The organism is Chromobacterium piscinae (genome assembly GCF_021129175.1).
Classification (GTDB): Bacteria; Pseudomonadota; Gammaproteobacteria; order Burkholderiales; family Chromobacteriaceae; genus Chromobacterium; species Chromobacterium piscinae.
The window spans coordinates 12,375-28,359 of record NZ_JAJOHV010000094.1; the positions used below are offsets into that span (position 1 = coordinate 12,375).

Sequence of the window (15,985 nt, forward strand, 5' to 3'; positions counted from 1 at the left end):
GAGCGGATACAAAACCAATCCGTATCGCGCGGTAAACGTTGGGCTTCGCTTGGCTCAGCCCAACCTACGGTTCTAAATGGAGAACGTGGCGAATTACCTATCGTAGTAGCCAGCTGCGCTTCTAAATAATCGTATTTCAATCTGTGATATGTAAGGAAAAAAATGGATGCTATATCGTTTAAAAATTTTAGATCTTTTAAAGAAATTGATCCAGTTAAGCTTAAAAAATTAAATATTCTTATTGGAGGTAATAGTAGTGGGAAAAGTTCATTTTTAAGATTCTTTCCTTTGCTGAGACAGAGCATGGAAACTGAAACAAAAGGTCCTATTCTTTGGTATGATAAATATGTTGATTTTGGAACTTTTGATAATGCGATAAATAGAGATTCAAAGGGGGAGGAGATTGTTTTTGGATTTTTATTTGATGGAAGCTCCTACTCAAAAATTGAAAGTACCATGTTTGGGTGGGAAGACTTTGATGAAGATACTTGTCACCCTACCTTTGAGGTTAAAGTTTATCTGAAGAAAAGAAAGAGTAGTTGGCAAACATTCATGTCAAAATTTGAGTGTTTTATAAAGTGGAATTTAAATGAAACAGATCATTTTGTTTTTGATTTAAATGAGAAAGATCCAAAGATTACTGTGGTATATTTAAATGGTATTAAATTACCATTTTTAATTTCGGTGGATCAGAATAGAATTATACCTACGATTGAATCCACTGACCCACAAGATGAGGTTGATTTTCCATTTGGGTATTTCTATGCATTTCCTTTGGAGTATGTTAAGGCTATTAGGAGTATTTTGCAAAATAGCAATGTAAAGAGGGAAAAGCTGACTTCTATAATAAAAAAAATCAAACCAGATTCTATGAGTGGTTTTCAAGTTAATGTAAAAAGAGTATTTAGCACGGTAAGCATAACGAATGATCAAATTTCTGAGTTAAGAAATGCTTGGTTGATCAATTATCTTTCGCAGGCGTTGTTCATAACAAGGCGAGCCGTTCAGCATGTTGCACATAAAATACACTATATCACGCCAACCAGAGCTAATGCGGAACGATTTTATAGATTGAAAGATCTTCAGATAAAGCAAGTAGATTTTGATGGAAGGAATTTAGCGATATTTTTGAATTCATTGACTGATGCTCAGAAGCAAGAGTTTTCACAGTGGAGCCAAGATAATTTCGGCATGTCAATAAAAACAAAAGAAAAAGAGGGACAGCTAAGCATCTACGTTAATGATGAAAATACAGGCGTAGACGAAAATATTATTGATACCGGATTCGGTTACTCTCAGGTTCTTCCAATTATTGCTTCGCTATGGGTTGCTGTGAATGAGCAAAAAGAGAAAGGTAGGCCTTCTCTAAAAATACCAAGAATTTTTGTCATCGAACAACCGGAATTGCATCTTCATCCGAAATTGCAAGCCAAGTTAGGGGCAATATTTGCTAAATCAGTTTCTATCGCAAATCAAAAAGATATTGATTTACGTCTAGTGATCGAGACCCATAGTCAAACGCTTGTTAATAAAATTTCTAGAATAGTTGCTTACAGTGAGTCTAGTCTTTTGGATGCATTCCAAGTTCTTATTTTTGATAAGAACAAAAAATCGACAGAGATCAAAGTGGCAACTGTTGATAAAGGAGGGAATGTATTGAATTGGCCATATGGGTTCTTTGAGGAAGATGATATTGAGATGGCAAGTGTGGGGGATTATTAATGATAATCGCCATCGGAGATGGGGTTGCTGATCTAATTGACTTCAATAATAAAATTCATATTAATGCAGTTTCTAATATTTTCATATCATATCGCGAGGGGAAACATTATGTTATTTTTTCAAGAAAATTGTTGAATTTTTTGAATGAAAATTCAGATAAATTTAATTCTATGGTGTTTGCATCTATTAAGCGAAGTGCTTCTGATAGCTTAATAGCAAATAAATGCTTTTCTGTATGTAATACTTATATATCCATAGTTTTGGATGGTGAAATTGAAAAGGTAAAACATCACAGCAATGGGAAAAATGTTGTAAAGGTACCATTGTCTTATTTTGATGATAGCCAAGCAATTCAAAAGTCAATATTTATAACAGAAAATAGCTATGACGCAGAGTTTTACAAATATACAAGTTATTTATTTTCTGAAGTAAATGATGTGCCAGTTAATATATGTTTTCAAAATGTTCCTGGTGGAGGGGATACGACTGGTGATGTGTTTGAATCTAGTCAGAGGAATGAAAAGAATCCCATATTTTGCATGGTAGATAATGACAAACTTGCTCCGGCGGTAAGTATTGGTAAAACTGCAACTAAGGTAATGCAAAGCTGTAATGATCGAAAGCTTTCTGGTTGTAAAGTGATTGATGCTCACTCAATTGAATCGCTGATCCCTAATGCTATTTATAAGATGATTTTTCAAGATGATGTGAATAAGCAAAAAGCATTGAATCAGTATTCATTAATTGAAGATAATTGGCCGGATTTGAAGAGGTATATAAAAGTTAGAGAGGGTGTTCCTCACCCGAAAAGAATAGGCAAACCGGCTGTTAAATCTTTTTGGGAAGAGAAGAGAGAAACCATTTTCAGTGTCCAAAAAGATATGTGGTGTTTTTGTCAGGAGGGGAAAGATCTGTGTGAGTGTCAGACAGTTTATGGATTGGGGGATAGTTTAATGAAGAAAGTTGTTGCTAAAATGAATAGTATGAGTGAGGGAGAGAGAAGGGGAGCAGTGGAGTCATGTGCCACTATAAAAGGGATATGGATGGATATTGGAGCGGAGCTTTATGCATGGTGTTGTGCACCAAGCAGAATTAATCTGAATTGAATAGTGTGGATTTATAAAGAAGCCGCCCACCTTGCAGTGAGCGGCTTTCTCATCAGCCCAGTGTCTGGACTAAATCTTACTCCGGACGCATATGCGGGAACAAGATCACATCCCGAATAGACGGCGCATCCGTCAGCAACATCACCAAACGGTCGATGCCGATGCCGCAACCGCCCGTCGGCGGCAGGCCGTATTCCATCGCGCGGATGTAGTCGGCGTCGTAGTGCATCGCCTCGTCGTCGCCGGCGTCCTTCTGGGCGACTTGCGCCTGGAAGCGCGCGGCCTGGTCTTCCGGATCGTTCAACTCTGAGTAGCCGTTGGCGTGCTCGCGGCCGACGATGAACAGCTCGAAACGCTCGGTCAGGCCCGGCTGGGTGTCGGAGCCGCGCGCCAGCGGGGACACTTCCACCGGGTAGTCGATGATGAAGGTCGGGTTCCACAGCAGGGACTCGGCGCATTCTTCGAACAGTGCCAGCTGCAGGCTGCCCAGGCCCGGGGCCGGGGGCAGCTTGCCGCCCAGGCGCTTGATTTCGCTGGCCACCCAGGCGGAATCGGACAGCTGAGCGTCAGTGTATTGCGGGTTGTAGTGCTTGATCGCTTCCACGATGGTGAAGCGGTCGAACGGCTTGCCCAGGTCCACTTCCTTGCCTTGGTAGGTCACGGTGGTGGCGCCGCAGGAAACCAGCGCGCATTCGCGGATGATGGTTTCGGTCATCTCCATCATGCGCTGGTAGTCGCTGTACGCTTCGTAGAACTCGATCATGGTGAACTCGGGGTTGTGGCGCGTGCTCATCCCCTCGTTGCGGAAGTTGCGGTTGATCTCGAACACGCGTTCCAGGCCGCCCACCACCAGGCGCTTCAGGTACAGCTCCGGCGCGATGCGCAGGTAGAGCGGCATGTCCAGGGCGTTGTGGTGGGTGACGAAGGGCTTGGCCGACGCGCCGCCCGGGATCGGGTGCATCATCGGGGTTTCCACTTCCAGGTAGCCTTCGCCCACCATCACGTCGCGCACTTTCTGCACGATCTTGGAGCGCTTGATGAAGGTGTCGCGGCTTTCCTCGCTCATGATGAGGTCGGCGTAGCGCTGGCGGTACTTGGTTTCCTGGTCGGCGATGCCGTGGAATTTTTCCGGCAGCGGACGGATGTTCTTGGACAGCATGCGCACTTCGGTCGCCTGCACCGTCAGTTCGCCGGTCTTGGTCTTGAACAGCAGGCCCTTGACGGCGATGATGTCGCCCAGATCCCAGCGCTTGAAGTCGGCGTAGACGTCTTCGCCCACGTTGTCGCGGGAGATGAAGGCCTGGATGCGGCCGCTGCTGTCCTGCAGGGTGGCGAAGCTGGCTTTGCCCATCACACGTTTAAGCATCATGCGGCCGGCGACGGCGACTTCGATTTTTTCGGCTTCCAGCGCTTCTGCTTCTTTGGCGGCGTGGTCGTCCTGCAGCGGTTTGGCGAAGTGGCTGCGTTTGAAGTCGTTGGGGTAGGCGATGCCTTTTTCGCGGATCGCTTTCAGTTTCAGGCGGCGTTCCGCCATGATCTGGTTTTCGTCTTGGCTTTGCGCCTGTGCTTGTTCGTGATCAGACATGATGACTCCGTGCCGGGTAGGGTTCCTTCGGCAATTAACAAAAGTACAACGCGAAGGCCGGCCCCGCGGAGGGGCCGGCCCGATATGGCTTAGACGCCGTGCTTGAGGCTGGCTTCGATGAAGCCGTCCAGGTCGCCGTCCATGACGCCCTTGATGTTGCCCACTTCGTAGCTGGTGCGCAAATCCTTGATGCGGGACTGGTCGAACACGTAGGAGCGGATCTGGTGGCCCCAGCCCACGTCGGTCTTGGTGTCTTCCAGCGCCTGCTTGGCTTCGTTGCGCTTCTTCAGCTCCAGCTCGTACAGCTTGGCGCGCAGCATCTGCCAGGCCTCGTCGCGGTTGCGGTGCTGGGAACGGTCGTTCTGGCACTGCACCACGATATTGGTCGGGATGTGGGTCAGACGCACGGCGGAGTCGGTCTTGTTGATGTGCTGGCCGCCGGCGCCGGAGGCGCGGTAGGTGTCGGTGCGCACGTCTGCCGGGTTGATGTCGATCTCGAAGCTGTCGTCCACCTCGGGGTAGACGAAGACCGACGAGAACGAGGTGTGGCGGCGGGCGTTGGAGTCGAACGGCGACACGCGAACCAGGCGGTGCACGCCCACTTCGGTGCGCAAGAGGCCGTAGGCGTATTCGCCTTCGATCTTCAGCGTGGCGCTGGTGACGCCGGCCACTTCGCCTTCGGACAGCTCCAGCACGTCCACTTTGAAGCCCTTGCGTTCGGCGTAGCGGGTGTACATGCGCAGCAGCATGCCGGCCCAGTCCTGGGCTTCGGTGCCGCCGGCGCCGGCCTGGATGTCGATGAAGCAGTTGGTGGGGTCCATCGGGTCGTGGAACATGCGGCGGAATTCCATCTTCGCCACTTTCTCTTCCACTTCTTCCAGATCGGCCTGCACCGCGAGGATGGTGTCGTCGTCTTCCTCGCTCTTGCCCATGTCGAACAGTTCGCGGCTGTCGGCGATGGTGGCGTTGATGCTGTCCAGCACCAGCACCACGTCTTCCAGCTGTTTGCGCTCGCGGCCCAGATCCTGCGCCTTTTTGGGGTCGTTCCAGATATCCGGGTCTTCGGTCAGGCGGCTTACTTCTTCCAGACGGTCTTTTTTACCGTCGTAGTCAAAGATACCCCCGAATATCGGCGGCGCGGGCGGCCAGGTCTTCGATTTTGGCCGCGATTTGGTTCAAAACTTCAACTTCGATCATGCTTTCGCTCCAAATGGCAGTCTGTATTAGTAAATTCAAATGTATTTTCGCGGTTTGACCAAAGACAAAAAGCGCACCGTTTGGTGCGCTTCTCTTCGGTCAGGCCGGAAAATCAGCCAAACAGGTGAGCGATGGCTGCGCGCTCTTCTTCCAGCTCGGCCAGGGTCAGGTCCATCCGCTCGCGGCTGAACGCGTCGATCTCCAGGCCTTCTACACGTTTGTATTCGCCATTTTCGCATACAACCGGTACGCCGTACATCACGCCTTCCGGGATGCCGTAGGAGCCGTCGGACGGAATGCCCATGGTCACCCACTTGCCGTTGCTGCCCAGCACCCAGTCGTGGATGTGGTCGATGGCGGCGTTGGCGGCGGAGGCGGCGGAGGACAGGCCGCGCGCTTCGATGATGGCGGCGCCGCGCTTGCCCACGGTGGGCAGGAACACGTCGCGGTTCCACACGTCGTCGTTGATCAGGGTTTTAACCGATTGGCCGTCGATGGTGGCGAAGCGGTAGTCGGCGTACATGGTCGGCGAGTGGTTGCCCCACACGGCCAGCTTCTCGATCGAGGCCACCGGCTTGCCGGTCTTGGCGGCGATTTGCGACAGCGCGCGATTGTGGTCAAGACGCAACATGGCGGTGAAGTTTTTCGGATCCAGATCCGGAGCGGACTTCATCGCGATCCAGGCGTTGGTGTTGGCCGGGTTGCCCACCACCAGCACCTTGACGTCGCGGGCGGCGTGGTCGTTCAGCGCCTTGCCCTGGACGGTGAAGATGGCGCCGTTGGCTTCTAGCAGGTCCTTGCGCTCCATGCCCTTGCTGCGCGGGCGGGCGCCGACCAGCAGGGCGACTTTCACATCCTTGAAGGCCACGTTCGGGTCGTCGGTGGCTACCATGCCGGCCAACAGCGGGAAGGCGCAGTCTTCCAGCTCCATCATCACGCCCTTCAGCGCGGTTTGAGCCTGCGGCAGGTCCAGCAGGTGAAGAATGACCGGTTGATCCTTGCCCAGCATTTCACCACTGGCAATGCGGAACAGCAGGCTGTAGCCGATCTGGCCGGCAGCGCCGGTAACGGCAACGCGAACGGGGGCTTTCATTGGCGGACTCTCCTTTGATGTATCCGATAATGAGCTGCAGATGGTGCTCTGCAGTATAGATGTGGCCTGGAGTGTATCACGGCTGTTTATCGATTTGGGTTATCTGTCAAGAATATGTCGTTAAACAACCGTTTAAGTCTTATGTCTTATATAAGACTTATCTTTACGCTGGAATTGTTTGGTGTTAAAACACAGACCATGACAGCCAATACGCTGAAAAGACAGCCGCTTTATGCTCAGGTCAAACAGCTGCTGATGCAGCGCATGAGCGGCGGCGAATGGCAGGCGCACGACGCGCTGCCCAGCGAATGGGAGCTGGCCGACGAGCTTGGCGCGAGCCAGGGCACGGTGAGGAAGGCGCTGTCGGAGCTGGTGGACGCGGGCTTGCTGTACCGCCAGCAGGGCAGGGGCACTTATGCGGCGCCGGTGCCCGGCGATTGGGGCGAGGCCTCGTTGCTGACGCCGGGCCTGTTTTTCGAGCGGCCGGACGAACTGGTCAGGGAATTTCTCGGCATGTCCCGGCTGAACGCCAGCGAGGACATCGCCGAGGCTTTGCAATTGCGGCGCCTTGCGCCTTTATTGAGAATTCGCCAGCTGTGGCGCTGGCATGGCGCGCCGGTGGCGCTGGACGACGCGCTGCTGCCGGCGGAGACGTTCGACGGCATGGACGCGCGCTGGCTGCGCAATTCGGCCGGCGTGTACGCCACGCTGCAGCAGCGCTTCGGCGTGCGGGTGAAAGTGGTGTGCGAGCAGTTCCGCGCCGAGATGCTGCCGCGCGAGGAGGCAGGGCTGCTGGGCGTGACCGGCATGGTGGCCGACGTGCCGGCCCTGTGCCTGCTGCGGCTGTCTGCGGACATGGACGGCCGCCCGCTGGAGTGGCGGCAGCGTTACTGCCTGACGCACCAGCTGGCTTATACAGTGAAACACGGCTGAACGCCGCTGTCCTTGACGCAGATTAAGCGGAGAGCGGCCAGCGGGATAGACCAACTTTTGTTAGAATCCCCGGCGCATATTGCAAATGAATTACGCAATATGCCAGGTAAAGGCGGATACCGCTCCCAGGAAAAAGGACGGGTCCGCCAGGCGCTTCGCTCGCGGTGGGCGGGCGTCATGTAAACCACTTGGTCACAAAACATCCAAGGAAAGCCTTATGCAGAAGCAAAGACCGAAGCATCTGGACTTGGCCAGGATCAGACTGCCCGTTCCGGGTTTCGTCTCCATCCTGCACCGGGTCAGTGGTGTGGCGTTGTTCTTTTCCCTCCCGCTGTTGATCTATCTGCTGCACGGTTCGCTCAGCTCCGCCGAATCGTTCGACACCTACAAGGCGGTAGTGTCCCACCCGCTGATGAAGCTGGTCTTGCTGGGCCTGATCTGGGCCTACCTGCATCACTTCTGCGCAGGCATCCGTTTCCTGTTTCTCGACATTCACAAAGGTCTCGAACTCGAGACCGCCCGCGCCACCGCCAAGACCGTGCTGGTCGTCAGCCTGGTGCTGACCGTGGTCCTGGGAGGTATCGCTCTATGGTAAACCGTCACGTCGTCGGCGCCGGCTATGGCCTGCGCGATTGGATCATGCAGCGCGTCACCGCCGTGGTGATGGTGCTCTACACCGTGGCTCTGGCGTTGTTCCTGCTGGCGCTGCCGTCCGGCTACGAAGGCTGGAAGTCTCTGTTCAGCCACGCCTGGGTCCAGCTGTTCACCCAGGTGACCTTGTTGGCGCTGTTCCTGCACGTATGGGTGGGCATCCGCGACGTGTGGATGGACTACGTGAAGCCGGTGGGCATCCGCCTGGCGCTGCACGTGTTCACCATCGTCTGGCTGGTTTCCTGTTTCATCTATTCCGTTAAAGTGGTCTGGGGGCTGTAATGGGCGTAGCTGTTCGTCATTTTGATGCGGTAGTCGTGGGCGCCGGCGGCGCCGGCATGCGAGCCGCGCTGCAACTGTCGGAAGCTGGTCTGAAGACCGCCGTGCTGTCCAAGGTGTTCCCGACCCGTTCCCATACCGTGGCCGCCCAAGGCGGCGTGTCCGCTTCGCTCGGCAACTCCGAGCCGGACAACTGGCACTGGCACATGTACGACACCGTCAAGGGTTCGGACTGGCTGGGCGATCAGGACGCCATCGAATTCATGTGCCGCGAAGCGCCGAAAGTGGTGGTCGAGCTTGAGCACTACGGCATGCCGTTCGACCGCAATCCGGACGGCACCATCTATCAGCGTCCGTTCGGCGGCCACATGTCCGACTTCGGCGAAGGCAAGCCGGTCCGCCGCGCCTGCGCAGCCGCCGACCGCACCGGCCACGCGATGCTGCACGCGCTGTACCAGCGCAATGTGCGCGCCAACACCCACTTCTTCGTCGAGTGGATGGCGCTGGACCTGATCCGCGACGCCGAAGGCCGCGTGCAGGGCGTTGTCGCCATGGAAATGGAAACCTCGGAAATCGTGGTGTTCCAGGCCAAGGCCACCCTGTTCGCCACTGGCGGCGCCGGCCGCATCTTCGCCTCGTCCACCAACGCCTTCATCAATACCGGCGACGGCTTGGGCATGGCCGCCCGCGCCGGCATCCCGCTGGAAGACATGGAGTTCTGGCAGTTCCATCCGACCGGCGTGGCCGGCGCGGGCGTGCTGATCACCGAAGGCGTGCGCGGCGAAGGCGGCATTCTGCGCAACAGCTCCGGCGAGCGCTTCATGGAGCGCTACGCGCCCAACGCCAAGGACCTGGCCTCCCGCGACGTGGTGTCGCGCGCGATGGTGTCCGAGATCAACGAAGGCCGCGGCTGCGGTCCGAACAAGGACCACGTGCTGCTGGACATCACCCACCTCGACCCCGAGGTGATCATGTCCAAGCTGCCGGGCATCCGCGAGATCTCGATCAAGTTCGCCGGCGTGGACCCGATCAAGGCCCCGATCCCGGTGGTGCCGACCTGCCACTACCAGATGGGCGGCATCCCCACCAATTACCACGGCGAAGTGGTGATCGACGGCCAGCCGGTGCACGGCTTCTACGCCGCCGGCGAAGTGGCGTGCGCGTCGGTGCACGGCGCCAACCGCCTGGGCACCAACTCGCTGCTGGACCTGCTGGTCTTCGGCAAGAGCTCGGCGAACTCGATCATCGAGTTCGTCAAGCAGCAGCCGGAAGACCTGCCGCAGCTGGCGATGGCCGATGTGGAGCGCTCGGTCGCCCGCGTCGCCCGTCTCGACAACCAGACCAATGGCGTGCAGGTGCATGATGCCCGCGCCGAGATGCAGCGCGTGATGCAGGCGCACTGCGGCGTGTTCCGCTTCAAGGACATGTTGGCCGAGGGCGTGGAGAAGATTCTGGAAGTGGCCGACATGGTGGCCAAGACCGAGATCGGCGACAAGTCCAAGGTGTTCAACACCGCCCGCATCGAAGCGCTGGAGCTGGAAAACCTGATCGAAGTGGCCAAGGCCACCATGGTTTCGGCCAACGCCCGCACCGAAAGCCGCGGCGCCCACGTGCGCGACGACGCGCCGGACACGCCGGAAACGCCGAACGGCCGCGACGACACCAACTGGCTGAAGCACACGCTGTGGTTCCGCGAAGGCAACCGCCTGCAGTACAAGCCGGTGAACATGAAGCCGCTGACCGTGGACACGATCAAGTTGAAGGCCCGCTCCTACTAAGGGTTGAATCAGAGATGACTACCGAAAACGTCAAATTCCGCATCTACCGCTACGACCCGGACAAGGATGCCAAGCCGTACATGCAGGACATCAGCGTGGACATGGACGCCACCGAGCACAAGCTCTTGGACGCGCTGGTCAAGCTGAAGACCAAGGACGACACGTTGTCCTTCCGCCGCTCCTGTCGCGAAGGCGTGTGCGGCTCGGACGCGATGAACATCAACGGCAAGAACGGTCTGGCCTGCCTGACCGATTTCCGCACGCTGAAGCAGCCGATCGAGCTGCGTCCGCTGCCGGGCCTGCCGGTGGTGCGCGACCTGATCGTGGACATGGCGCAGTTCTTCAAGCAGTACCACTCGATCAAGCCGTACGTGATCAACGACACGCCGCCGCCGGAGCGCGAGCGCCGCCAGTCGCCGGAAGACCGCAAGGAGCTGGACGGCCTGTACGAGTGCATCCTGTGCGCGTGCTGCTCCACGTCCTGCCCGTCGTTCTGGTGGAACCCGGACAAGTTCGTCGGTCCGGCAGGCCTGTTGGCCGCCTACCGCTTCATCGCGGATACCCGCGACGAAGCCACCAACGAGCGTCTGGACAACCTGGAAGACCCGTACCGCCTGTTCCGCTGCCACAGCATCATGAACTGCGTCGACGTGTGTCCGAAGGGCCTGAATCCGACCCGCGCGATCGGCAAGATCAAGGACCTGATGGTCAAGCGTGCGGTATGACGGCTTACGATCCGATCGAACTGAAACGGATCCGCTGGCGGTCGCGACGGGGTCTGCTGGAACTGGACCTGGTGCTGGAGAAGTTCTTCGCCGGCCCGTTCGACCAGCTGGCGCCCGCCCAGATCGACGCGTACCGGCAGCTGCTGGATCTGCCGGATACTGATTTTCTGGATGTCGTCAACGGCAAGGCCGATCTCGACGATCCGGAATTGATGGACATCGTGGCGATCCTGCGATCGCTGTGATGGCCTGGCCCCAAACCATTACAACAACGAAATAATGACTGGGAGTATTGCTGTGGAAACTAATCGCAAAGTCACGCTCAGCTACAACGAGGGTAAGGAAACCCTGGACCTGCCGGTCCTGGGGGGCTCGCTGGGTCCGGATGTCGTCGACATCCGCGCCTTTGGCAAAACCGGCATGTTCACCTTCGACCCGGGTTTCCTGGCCACGGCCAGCTGCGAATCCAAGATCACCTTCATCGATGGCGATCTGGGCCACCTGTACTACCGCGGCTACCCGATCGAGCAACTGGCCGAGAAGAGCGACTATCTGGAAGTGTGCTACCTGCTGCTGAACGGCGAACTGCCGACCGCGGCCCAGCGCAAGGATTTCGAACGCGGCGTCATGCGCCACAACATGCTGCATGACCAGCTGATGAGCCTGTTCAAGGGCTTCCGCCGCGACGCGCACCCGATGGCCGTGATGGTCGGCGTGGTGGGCGCGCTGTCCGCCTTCTACCACGACTCGCTGGACATCTCCAATCCGGAGCATCGCCGCATTTCCGCGCACCGCCTGGTGGCCAAGCTGCCGACTATCGCCGCGCAAGCCTACCGCTACAACAAGGGCCTGCCGTTCTCCTACCCGAAGAACGGCCTGACCTACGCGGAAAACTTCCTGCACATGATGTTCTCCACCCCGTGCGAAGAGTACAAGGTGAACCCGGTTCTGGCACGCGCTCTGGATCGCATCTTCACCCTGCACGCCGACCACGAGCAGAACGCCTCCACCTCCACCGTGCGTCTGGCCGGCTCTTCCGGCGCCAACCCGTTCGCGTGCATCGCCGCCGGCATCGCCTGCCTGTGGGGCCCGTCCCACGGCGGCGCAAACGAGGCCGTGCTGAAGATGCTGGACGAGATCGGCTCGGTGGACAATGTCGCCGACTTCATGCAGGGCGTGAAGGACAAGCGCTACAAGCTGATGGGCTTCGGCCACCGCGTGTACAAGAACATGGACCCGCGCGCCGCCATCATGAAGCAGACCTGCGACGAAGTGCTGAACGAGCTGGGCCTGCACAACGATCCGAAGTTCAAGCTGTCGATGGAGCTGGAAAAGATCGCGCTGTCCGATCCGTACTTCATCGAGCGCAAGCTGTACCCGAACGTGGACTTCTACTCCGGCATCGTGCTGTCCGCGATCGGCATCCCGGTTTCCATGTTCACCCCGATCTTCGCGCTGGCCCGCACCGTGGGCTGGATCGCGCACTGGAACGAGATGATCGGCGATCCGGGCATGAAGATCGGCCGTCCGCGCCAGCTGTACACCGGCGCCGCGCGCCGCGACTTCGTGGAAGTCGCCAAGCGCTGATGTGAAAGACAGGGTTGGTTGAAGCGGGGGCTTCAGCCAGCCCTTTTTTACAGAGCGCTGGGGCAAGGCCGCCTTGCCCAAGCGCTTTGAATAATGCAGCAACGTCGTTAAGACAAGACAAAGGGTAGCCAGACCATGATGCAATCCATGTACAGCCATTCCTATCTGTTCGGTGGGAATGCCCCGTTCATCGAGGAGCTGTACGAACAGTACCTCGTTGACGCCAACTCGGTTCCGAACGAGTGGCGCGACTACTTCGACAAGCTGGCGCAGGCGCCGGGCGCCGCCGAGCGCGATGTGCCGCACCTGCCGATCCAGGAGTCGTTCATCCAGCTGGCGAAAAAGCCGGTGATCGGCCAGCGCGGCGCCGCCGCCACCGATTGGGAGGCGATGCAGAAACAGGTGGGCGTGCTGAAGCTGATTTCCGCCTACCGCGTGCTGGGCGCTCGCCAGGCCAATCTGGACCCGCTGCGCCGCATGGATCAAGCCATCGTGCGCGAGCTGGACCCGGCTACCCATGGTCTGAACGACGCCGACATGGCGGTGCAGTTCAACGTCGGCTCGCTGGCCGGCCCGCAGAAGCTGCCGCTGTCCGACATCATCGCCCGTCTGAAGCAGACCTACTGCGGCAATATCGGCGTCGAATTCATGCACATCACCCAGTCCGACGAGAAGCACTGGGTGCAGAAACGCTTCGAGGAGGCGCTGTCCACCCCGCGCTACGACGCGGCCAAGAAGCAGCGCATCCTGAAGCAGATCACCGCCGCCGAAACGCTGGAACGCTACCTGCACACCAAGTACGTCGGCCAGAAGCGCTTCTCGCTGGAAGGCGGCGAGTCCGCGATCGCGGCGCTGGACCACCTGATCCAGAACGCCACCGAGCAGGGCGTGCAGGAATTGATCATCGGCATGGCCCACCGCGGCCGCCTGAACGTGCTGGTCAACACCCTGGGCAAGCAGCCGCGCGACCTGTTCGCCGAGTTCGAAGGCAAGGCCGCCCAGCAGATGGCTTCCGGCGACGTGAAGTACCACATGGGCTTCTCGTCCGACATCCCGACCGCCAGCGGCCCGATGCACGTGTCGCTCGCGTTCAACCCGTCGCACCTGGAAATCGTCAACCCGGTGGTGGAAGGTTCGGTGCGCGCGCGCCAGGAACGCCGCAAGGACACCGAGCGCAAGACCGCGGTTCCGGTGCTGATCCACGGCGACTCCGCCTTCGGCGGCCTGGGCGTCAACCAGGGAACCTTCAACCTGTCGCAGACCCGCGGCTACGGCACCGGCGGCACCATCCACATCGTCATCAACAACCAGGTGGGCTTCACCACGTCGGACACCCGCGACATCCGCTCGACGATGTACTGCACCGACGTGGCCAAGATGATCGAAGCGCCGATCCTGCACGTGAACGGCGACGATCCGGAAGCCGTCTGCTTCGTGATGCAGGCCGCGCTCGACTACCGCATGACCTTCAAGAAGGATGTGGTGATCGACCTGGTGTGCTACCGCAAGCTCGGCCACAACGAGGGCGACGATCCCTTCCTGACCCAGCCGATGATGTACAAGAAGATCGCCAAGCACCAGGGCGTGCGCGCGATGTACGCCGAGCGTCTGGTGCAGGAGGGCGTGCTGAAGGCCGAGGAAGCCGACGCGCAGATCCAGGCCTACCGCGACGCGCTGGACAAGGGCGAGCACGTCGAGCAGACCGCGCTGACCAACTACCGCCGCGAGCACGCGCTGGACTTCAGCCAGTACCTGGGCACCCACTGGGCGCATCCGACCGACACCTCGCTGCCGCAGGCCGACATCCAGCGCCTGACCGACAAGTTCACCACGCTGCCGGAAGGCTTCAAGCTGCACCCGACCGTGCAGAAAGTGTTGGCCGCGCGCAAGGCGATGGCCGCCGGCGAGCAGAACGTCGACTGGGGCATGGCCGAGACGCTGGCCTACGCGTCCCTGGTGACCAACGGCTTCGGCGTGCGCCTGTCGGGCGAAGACTCCGGCCGCGGCACCTTCTCCCATCGCCACTCGGTGCTGCACGACCAGAACCGCGAGAGCTGGGACCAGGGCAGCTATGTGCCGTTGCGCAATATGTCCGACAACCAGGCCGACTTCCTGGTGATCGACTCCATCCTGAACGAGGAAGCGGTGCTGGCCTACGAATACGGCTACGCCTGTTCCGCTCCGGACCAGTTGGTGATCTGGGAAGCCCAGTTCGGCGACTTCGCCAACGGCGCCCAGGTGGCCATCGACCAGTTCATCTCTTCCGGCGAGACCAAGTGGGGCCGTCTGTGCGGCCTGACCACCATCCTGCCGCACGGCTACGACGGCCAGGGCCCGGAGCACTCCTCCGCCCGCCTGGAGCGCTGGCTGCAGCTGTGCGCCGAGCACAATATGCAGGTGGTGATGCCGTCCGAGGCCGGCCAGATGTTCCACATGCTACGCCGCCAGGTGCTGCGCCCTTACCGCAAGCCGCTGGTGATCTTCCTGTCCAAGCGCCTGCTGCGCTTCAAGGATTCGATGAGCCCGGTCGAAGACCTGACCACCGGCAGCTTCCGCCCGGTGATCGGCGACGTGGTGGTCAAGGATCCGAAGAAGGTCAAGCGCGTGCTGCTGTGCGCCGGCCAGGTGTATTACGACCTCGCCGCCGCCCGCAAAGAGCGCGGCCTGGACGACGACATCGCCATCGTGCGCATCGAGCAGCTGTACCCGTTCCCGACCGAGCAGGTGGCCGCCGAGCTGGCGCGCTTCACCCAGGCCAAGGAAGTGATGTGGGTGCAGGAAGAGCCGCGCAACCAGGGCGCCTGGTACCAGATCCGCCACCGCCTGGAAGGCCTGCTGACCGCCAAGCAGCAGCTGTCGTTCGCCGGCCGTCCGTCGTCGGCTTCGCCGGCGGTCGGTTATATGAGCAAGCACGTCGCCCAACTGAAGGCCTTCGTCGAAGAAGCGATGTCGGTCGCCCGCTGAGCCAACGAGAAAGAAGGGGCGGCATCGCGGCCGCCCCGCCATGGAGAAGAACATGCTGATTGAAGTCAAAGTCCCGCAACTGCCCGAATCCGTATCCGAAGCCACGCTGATGAGCTGGCACAAGAAGGTTGGCGAGTTCGTCAAGCGCGACGAAAACCTGATCGACCTGGAAACCGACAAGGTGGTGCTGGAACTGCCGGCGCCGCAAGCCGGCGTGGTGGTGGAAATCATCGAGCAGGATGGCGCCACCGTGACCTCCGGCCAGCTGATCGCCAAGATCGATACCGCAGCCAAGGCAGGCGACGCCGCTCCGGCCGCAGCAGCCGCCCCGGCGCCCGCAGCCGCCGCTCCGGTTCAGGCCGCTC

At 58.2% G+C, this 15,985-nt stretch carries 14 protein-coding genes; 11 read left to right on the top strand and 3 right to left on the bottom strand.

Translation table 11 applies throughout. The annotated features are described in order from the left end of the window. Window positions 1-162 precede the first annotated feature (162 nt). Window positions 163-1,722 carry a DUF3696 domain-containing protein gene (locus LQR33_RS20435; protein WP_231470246.1) on the top strand — a complete coding sequence of 520 codons (1,560 nt, stop codon included), beginning with the start codon at window positions 163-165 and terminating at the stop codon, window positions 1,720-1,722. Beyond that, a complete protein-coding gene (locus tag LQR33_RS20440) occupies window positions 1,722-2,828 on the top strand; it encodes a hypothetical protein (RefSeq protein ID WP_231470249.1) in 1,107 nt (368 codons plus the stop codon). The genes LQR33_RS20435 and LQR33_RS20440 overlap by 1 nt, the downstream gene beginning before the upstream one ends. A 76-nt stretch (window positions 2,829-2,904) precedes the next feature. Here LQR33_RS20440 and lysS read toward each other — a convergent pair whose 3' ends face one another. The 3 genes from lysS to LQR33_RS20455 all read right to left on the bottom strand — a co-directional run bounded on the left by lysS (window position 2,905) and on the right by LQR33_RS20455 (window position 6,703). Next, window positions 2,905-4,413: a lysine--tRNA ligase gene (lysS, locus tag LQR33_RS20445; RefSeq protein ID WP_166441304.1), complete on the bottom strand. Its 1,509-nt coding sequence runs from the start codon at window positions 4,411-4,413 to the stop codon at window positions 2,905-2,907. A gap of 89 nt (window positions 4,414-4,502) precedes the next feature. Beyond that, window positions 4,503-5,610, bottom strand: a protein-coding gene (gene prfB / locus LQR33_RS20450) for a peptide chain release factor 2 (protein WP_166441305.1) whose coding sequence is annotated in 2 segments (ribosomal slippage) — window positions 4,503-5,525 and window positions 5,527-5,610 — 1,107 coding nt in all. Because the reading frame shifts where the segments join, the coding sequence is not laid out codon by codon here. Window positions 5,611-5,722: 112 nt separating this feature from the next. Then, a complete protein-coding gene (locus LQR33_RS20455; protein WP_021478556.1) occupies window positions 5,723-6,703 on the bottom strand; it encodes a malate dehydrogenase in 981 nt (326 codons plus the stop codon). A gap of 198 nt (window positions 6,704-6,901) precedes the next feature. On the opposite strand from LQR33_RS20455, the gene LQR33_RS20460 reads away from it, so the two are divergent. The 9 genes from LQR33_RS20460 to LQR33_RS20500 all read left to right on the top strand — a co-directional run. Then, on the top strand, window positions 6,902-7,636 hold the full coding sequence (locus LQR33_RS20460; RefSeq protein WP_021478555.1) for a GntR family transcriptional regulator: 735 nt from the start codon (window positions 6,902-6,904) through the stop codon (window positions 7,634-7,636). A 217-nt stretch (window positions 7,637-7,853) separates the two neighbouring features. After that, the gene (gene sdhC, locus LQR33_RS20465) at window positions 7,854-8,231 is read left to right on the top strand and encodes a succinate dehydrogenase, cytochrome b556 subunit (protein WP_021478554.1); all 378 of its coding nucleotides are present in this window, start codon (window positions 7,854-7,856) and stop codon (window positions 8,229-8,231) included. Continuing rightward, the gene (sdhD, locus tag LQR33_RS20470; RefSeq protein ID WP_021478553.1) at window positions 8,225-8,569 is read left to right on the top strand and encodes a succinate dehydrogenase, hydrophobic membrane anchor protein; all 345 of its coding nucleotides are present in this window, start codon (window positions 8,225-8,227) and stop codon (window positions 8,567-8,569) included. Before sdhC ends, sdhD begins: the two co-directional genes overlap by 7 nt. Next, window positions 8,569-10,344: a succinate dehydrogenase flavoprotein subunit gene (gene sdhA / locus LQR33_RS20475; RefSeq protein ID WP_166441306.1), complete on the top strand. Its 1,776-nt coding sequence runs from the start codon at window positions 8,569-8,571 to the stop codon at window positions 10,342-10,344. The genes sdhD and sdhA overlap by 1 nt, the downstream gene beginning before the upstream one ends. A gap of 14 nt (window positions 10,345-10,358) precedes the next feature. Then, window positions 10,359-11,069, top strand: a complete 711-nt coding sequence (locus tag LQR33_RS20480; RefSeq protein WP_021478551.1) for a succinate dehydrogenase iron-sulfur subunit — start codon at window positions 10,359-10,361, stop codon at window positions 11,067-11,069. Further along, window positions 11,066-11,314, top strand: coding sequence for an FAD assembly factor SdhE (locus tag LQR33_RS20485; protein ID WP_021478550.1), 249 nt, complete (start codon window positions 11,066-11,068; stop codon window positions 11,312-11,314). Before LQR33_RS20480 ends, LQR33_RS20485 begins: the two co-directional genes overlap by 4 nt. A 34-nt stretch (window positions 11,315-11,348) precedes the next feature. Next, a complete protein-coding gene (gene gltA, locus LQR33_RS20490; protein WP_199776247.1) occupies window positions 11,349-12,656 on the top strand; it encodes a citrate synthase in 1,308 nt (435 codons plus the stop codon). Between the two features lie 135 nt (window positions 12,657-12,791). Continuing rightward, window positions 12,792-15,620: a 2-oxoglutarate dehydrogenase E1 component gene (locus LQR33_RS20495; RefSeq protein ID WP_166441307.1), complete on the top strand. Its 2,829-nt coding sequence runs from the start codon at window positions 12,792-12,794 to the stop codon at window positions 15,618-15,620. A 52-nt stretch (window positions 15,621-15,672) separates the two neighbouring features. After that, a partial coding sequence (locus tag LQR33_RS20500; RefSeq protein WP_331282872.1) for a biotin/lipoyl-containing protein occupies window positions 15,673-15,985 on the top strand: 313 nt, incomplete at its 3' end.

Excerpts from the sequence above, each read along its gene's own strand:
- lysS (WP_166441304.1), bottom strand. The coding sequence starts at position 4,413 with ATGTCTGATCACGAACAAGCACAGGCGCAAAGCCAAGACGAAAACCAG.
- sdhA (WP_166441306.1), top strand. The coding sequence starts at position 8,569 with ATGGGCGTAGCTGTTCGTCATTTTGATGCGGTAGTCGTGGGCGCCGGC.
- LQR33_RS20455 (WP_021478556.1), bottom strand. The coding sequence starts at position 6,703 with ATGAAAGCCCCCGTTCGCGTTGCCGTTACCGGCGCTGCCGGCCAGATC.
- sdhD (WP_021478553.1), top strand. The coding sequence starts at position 8,225 with ATGGTAAACCGTCACGTCGTCGGCGCCGGCTATGGCCTGCGCGATTGG.
- LQR33_RS20435 (WP_231470246.1), top strand. The coding sequence starts at position 163 with ATGGATGCTATATCGTTTAAAAATTTTAGATCTTTTAAAGAAATTGAT.
- gltA (WP_199776247.1), top strand. The coding sequence starts at position 11,349 with ATGACTGGGAGTATTGCTGTGGAAACTAATCGCAAAGTCACGCTCAGC.
- LQR33_RS20440 (WP_231470249.1), top strand. The coding sequence starts at position 1,722 with ATGATAATCGCCATCGGAGATGGGGTTGCTGATCTAATTGACTTCAAT.
- LQR33_RS20460 (WP_021478555.1), top strand. The coding sequence starts at position 6,902 with ATGACAGCCAATACGCTGAAAAGACAGCCGCTTTATGCTCAGGTCAAA.
- LQR33_RS20485 (WP_021478550.1), top strand. The coding sequence starts at position 11,066 with ATGACGGCTTACGATCCGATCGAACTGAAACGGATCCGCTGGCGGTCG.
- LQR33_RS20480 (WP_021478551.1), top strand. The coding sequence starts at position 10,359 with ATGACTACCGAAAACGTCAAATTCCGCATCTACCGCTACGACCCGGAC.
- LQR33_RS20495 (WP_166441307.1), top strand. The coding sequence starts at position 12,792 with ATGATGCAATCCATGTACAGCCATTCCTATCTGTTCGGTGGGAATGCC.
- sdhC (WP_021478554.1), top strand. The coding sequence starts at position 7,854 with ATGCAGAAGCAAAGACCGAAGCATCTGGACTTGGCCAGGATCAGACTG.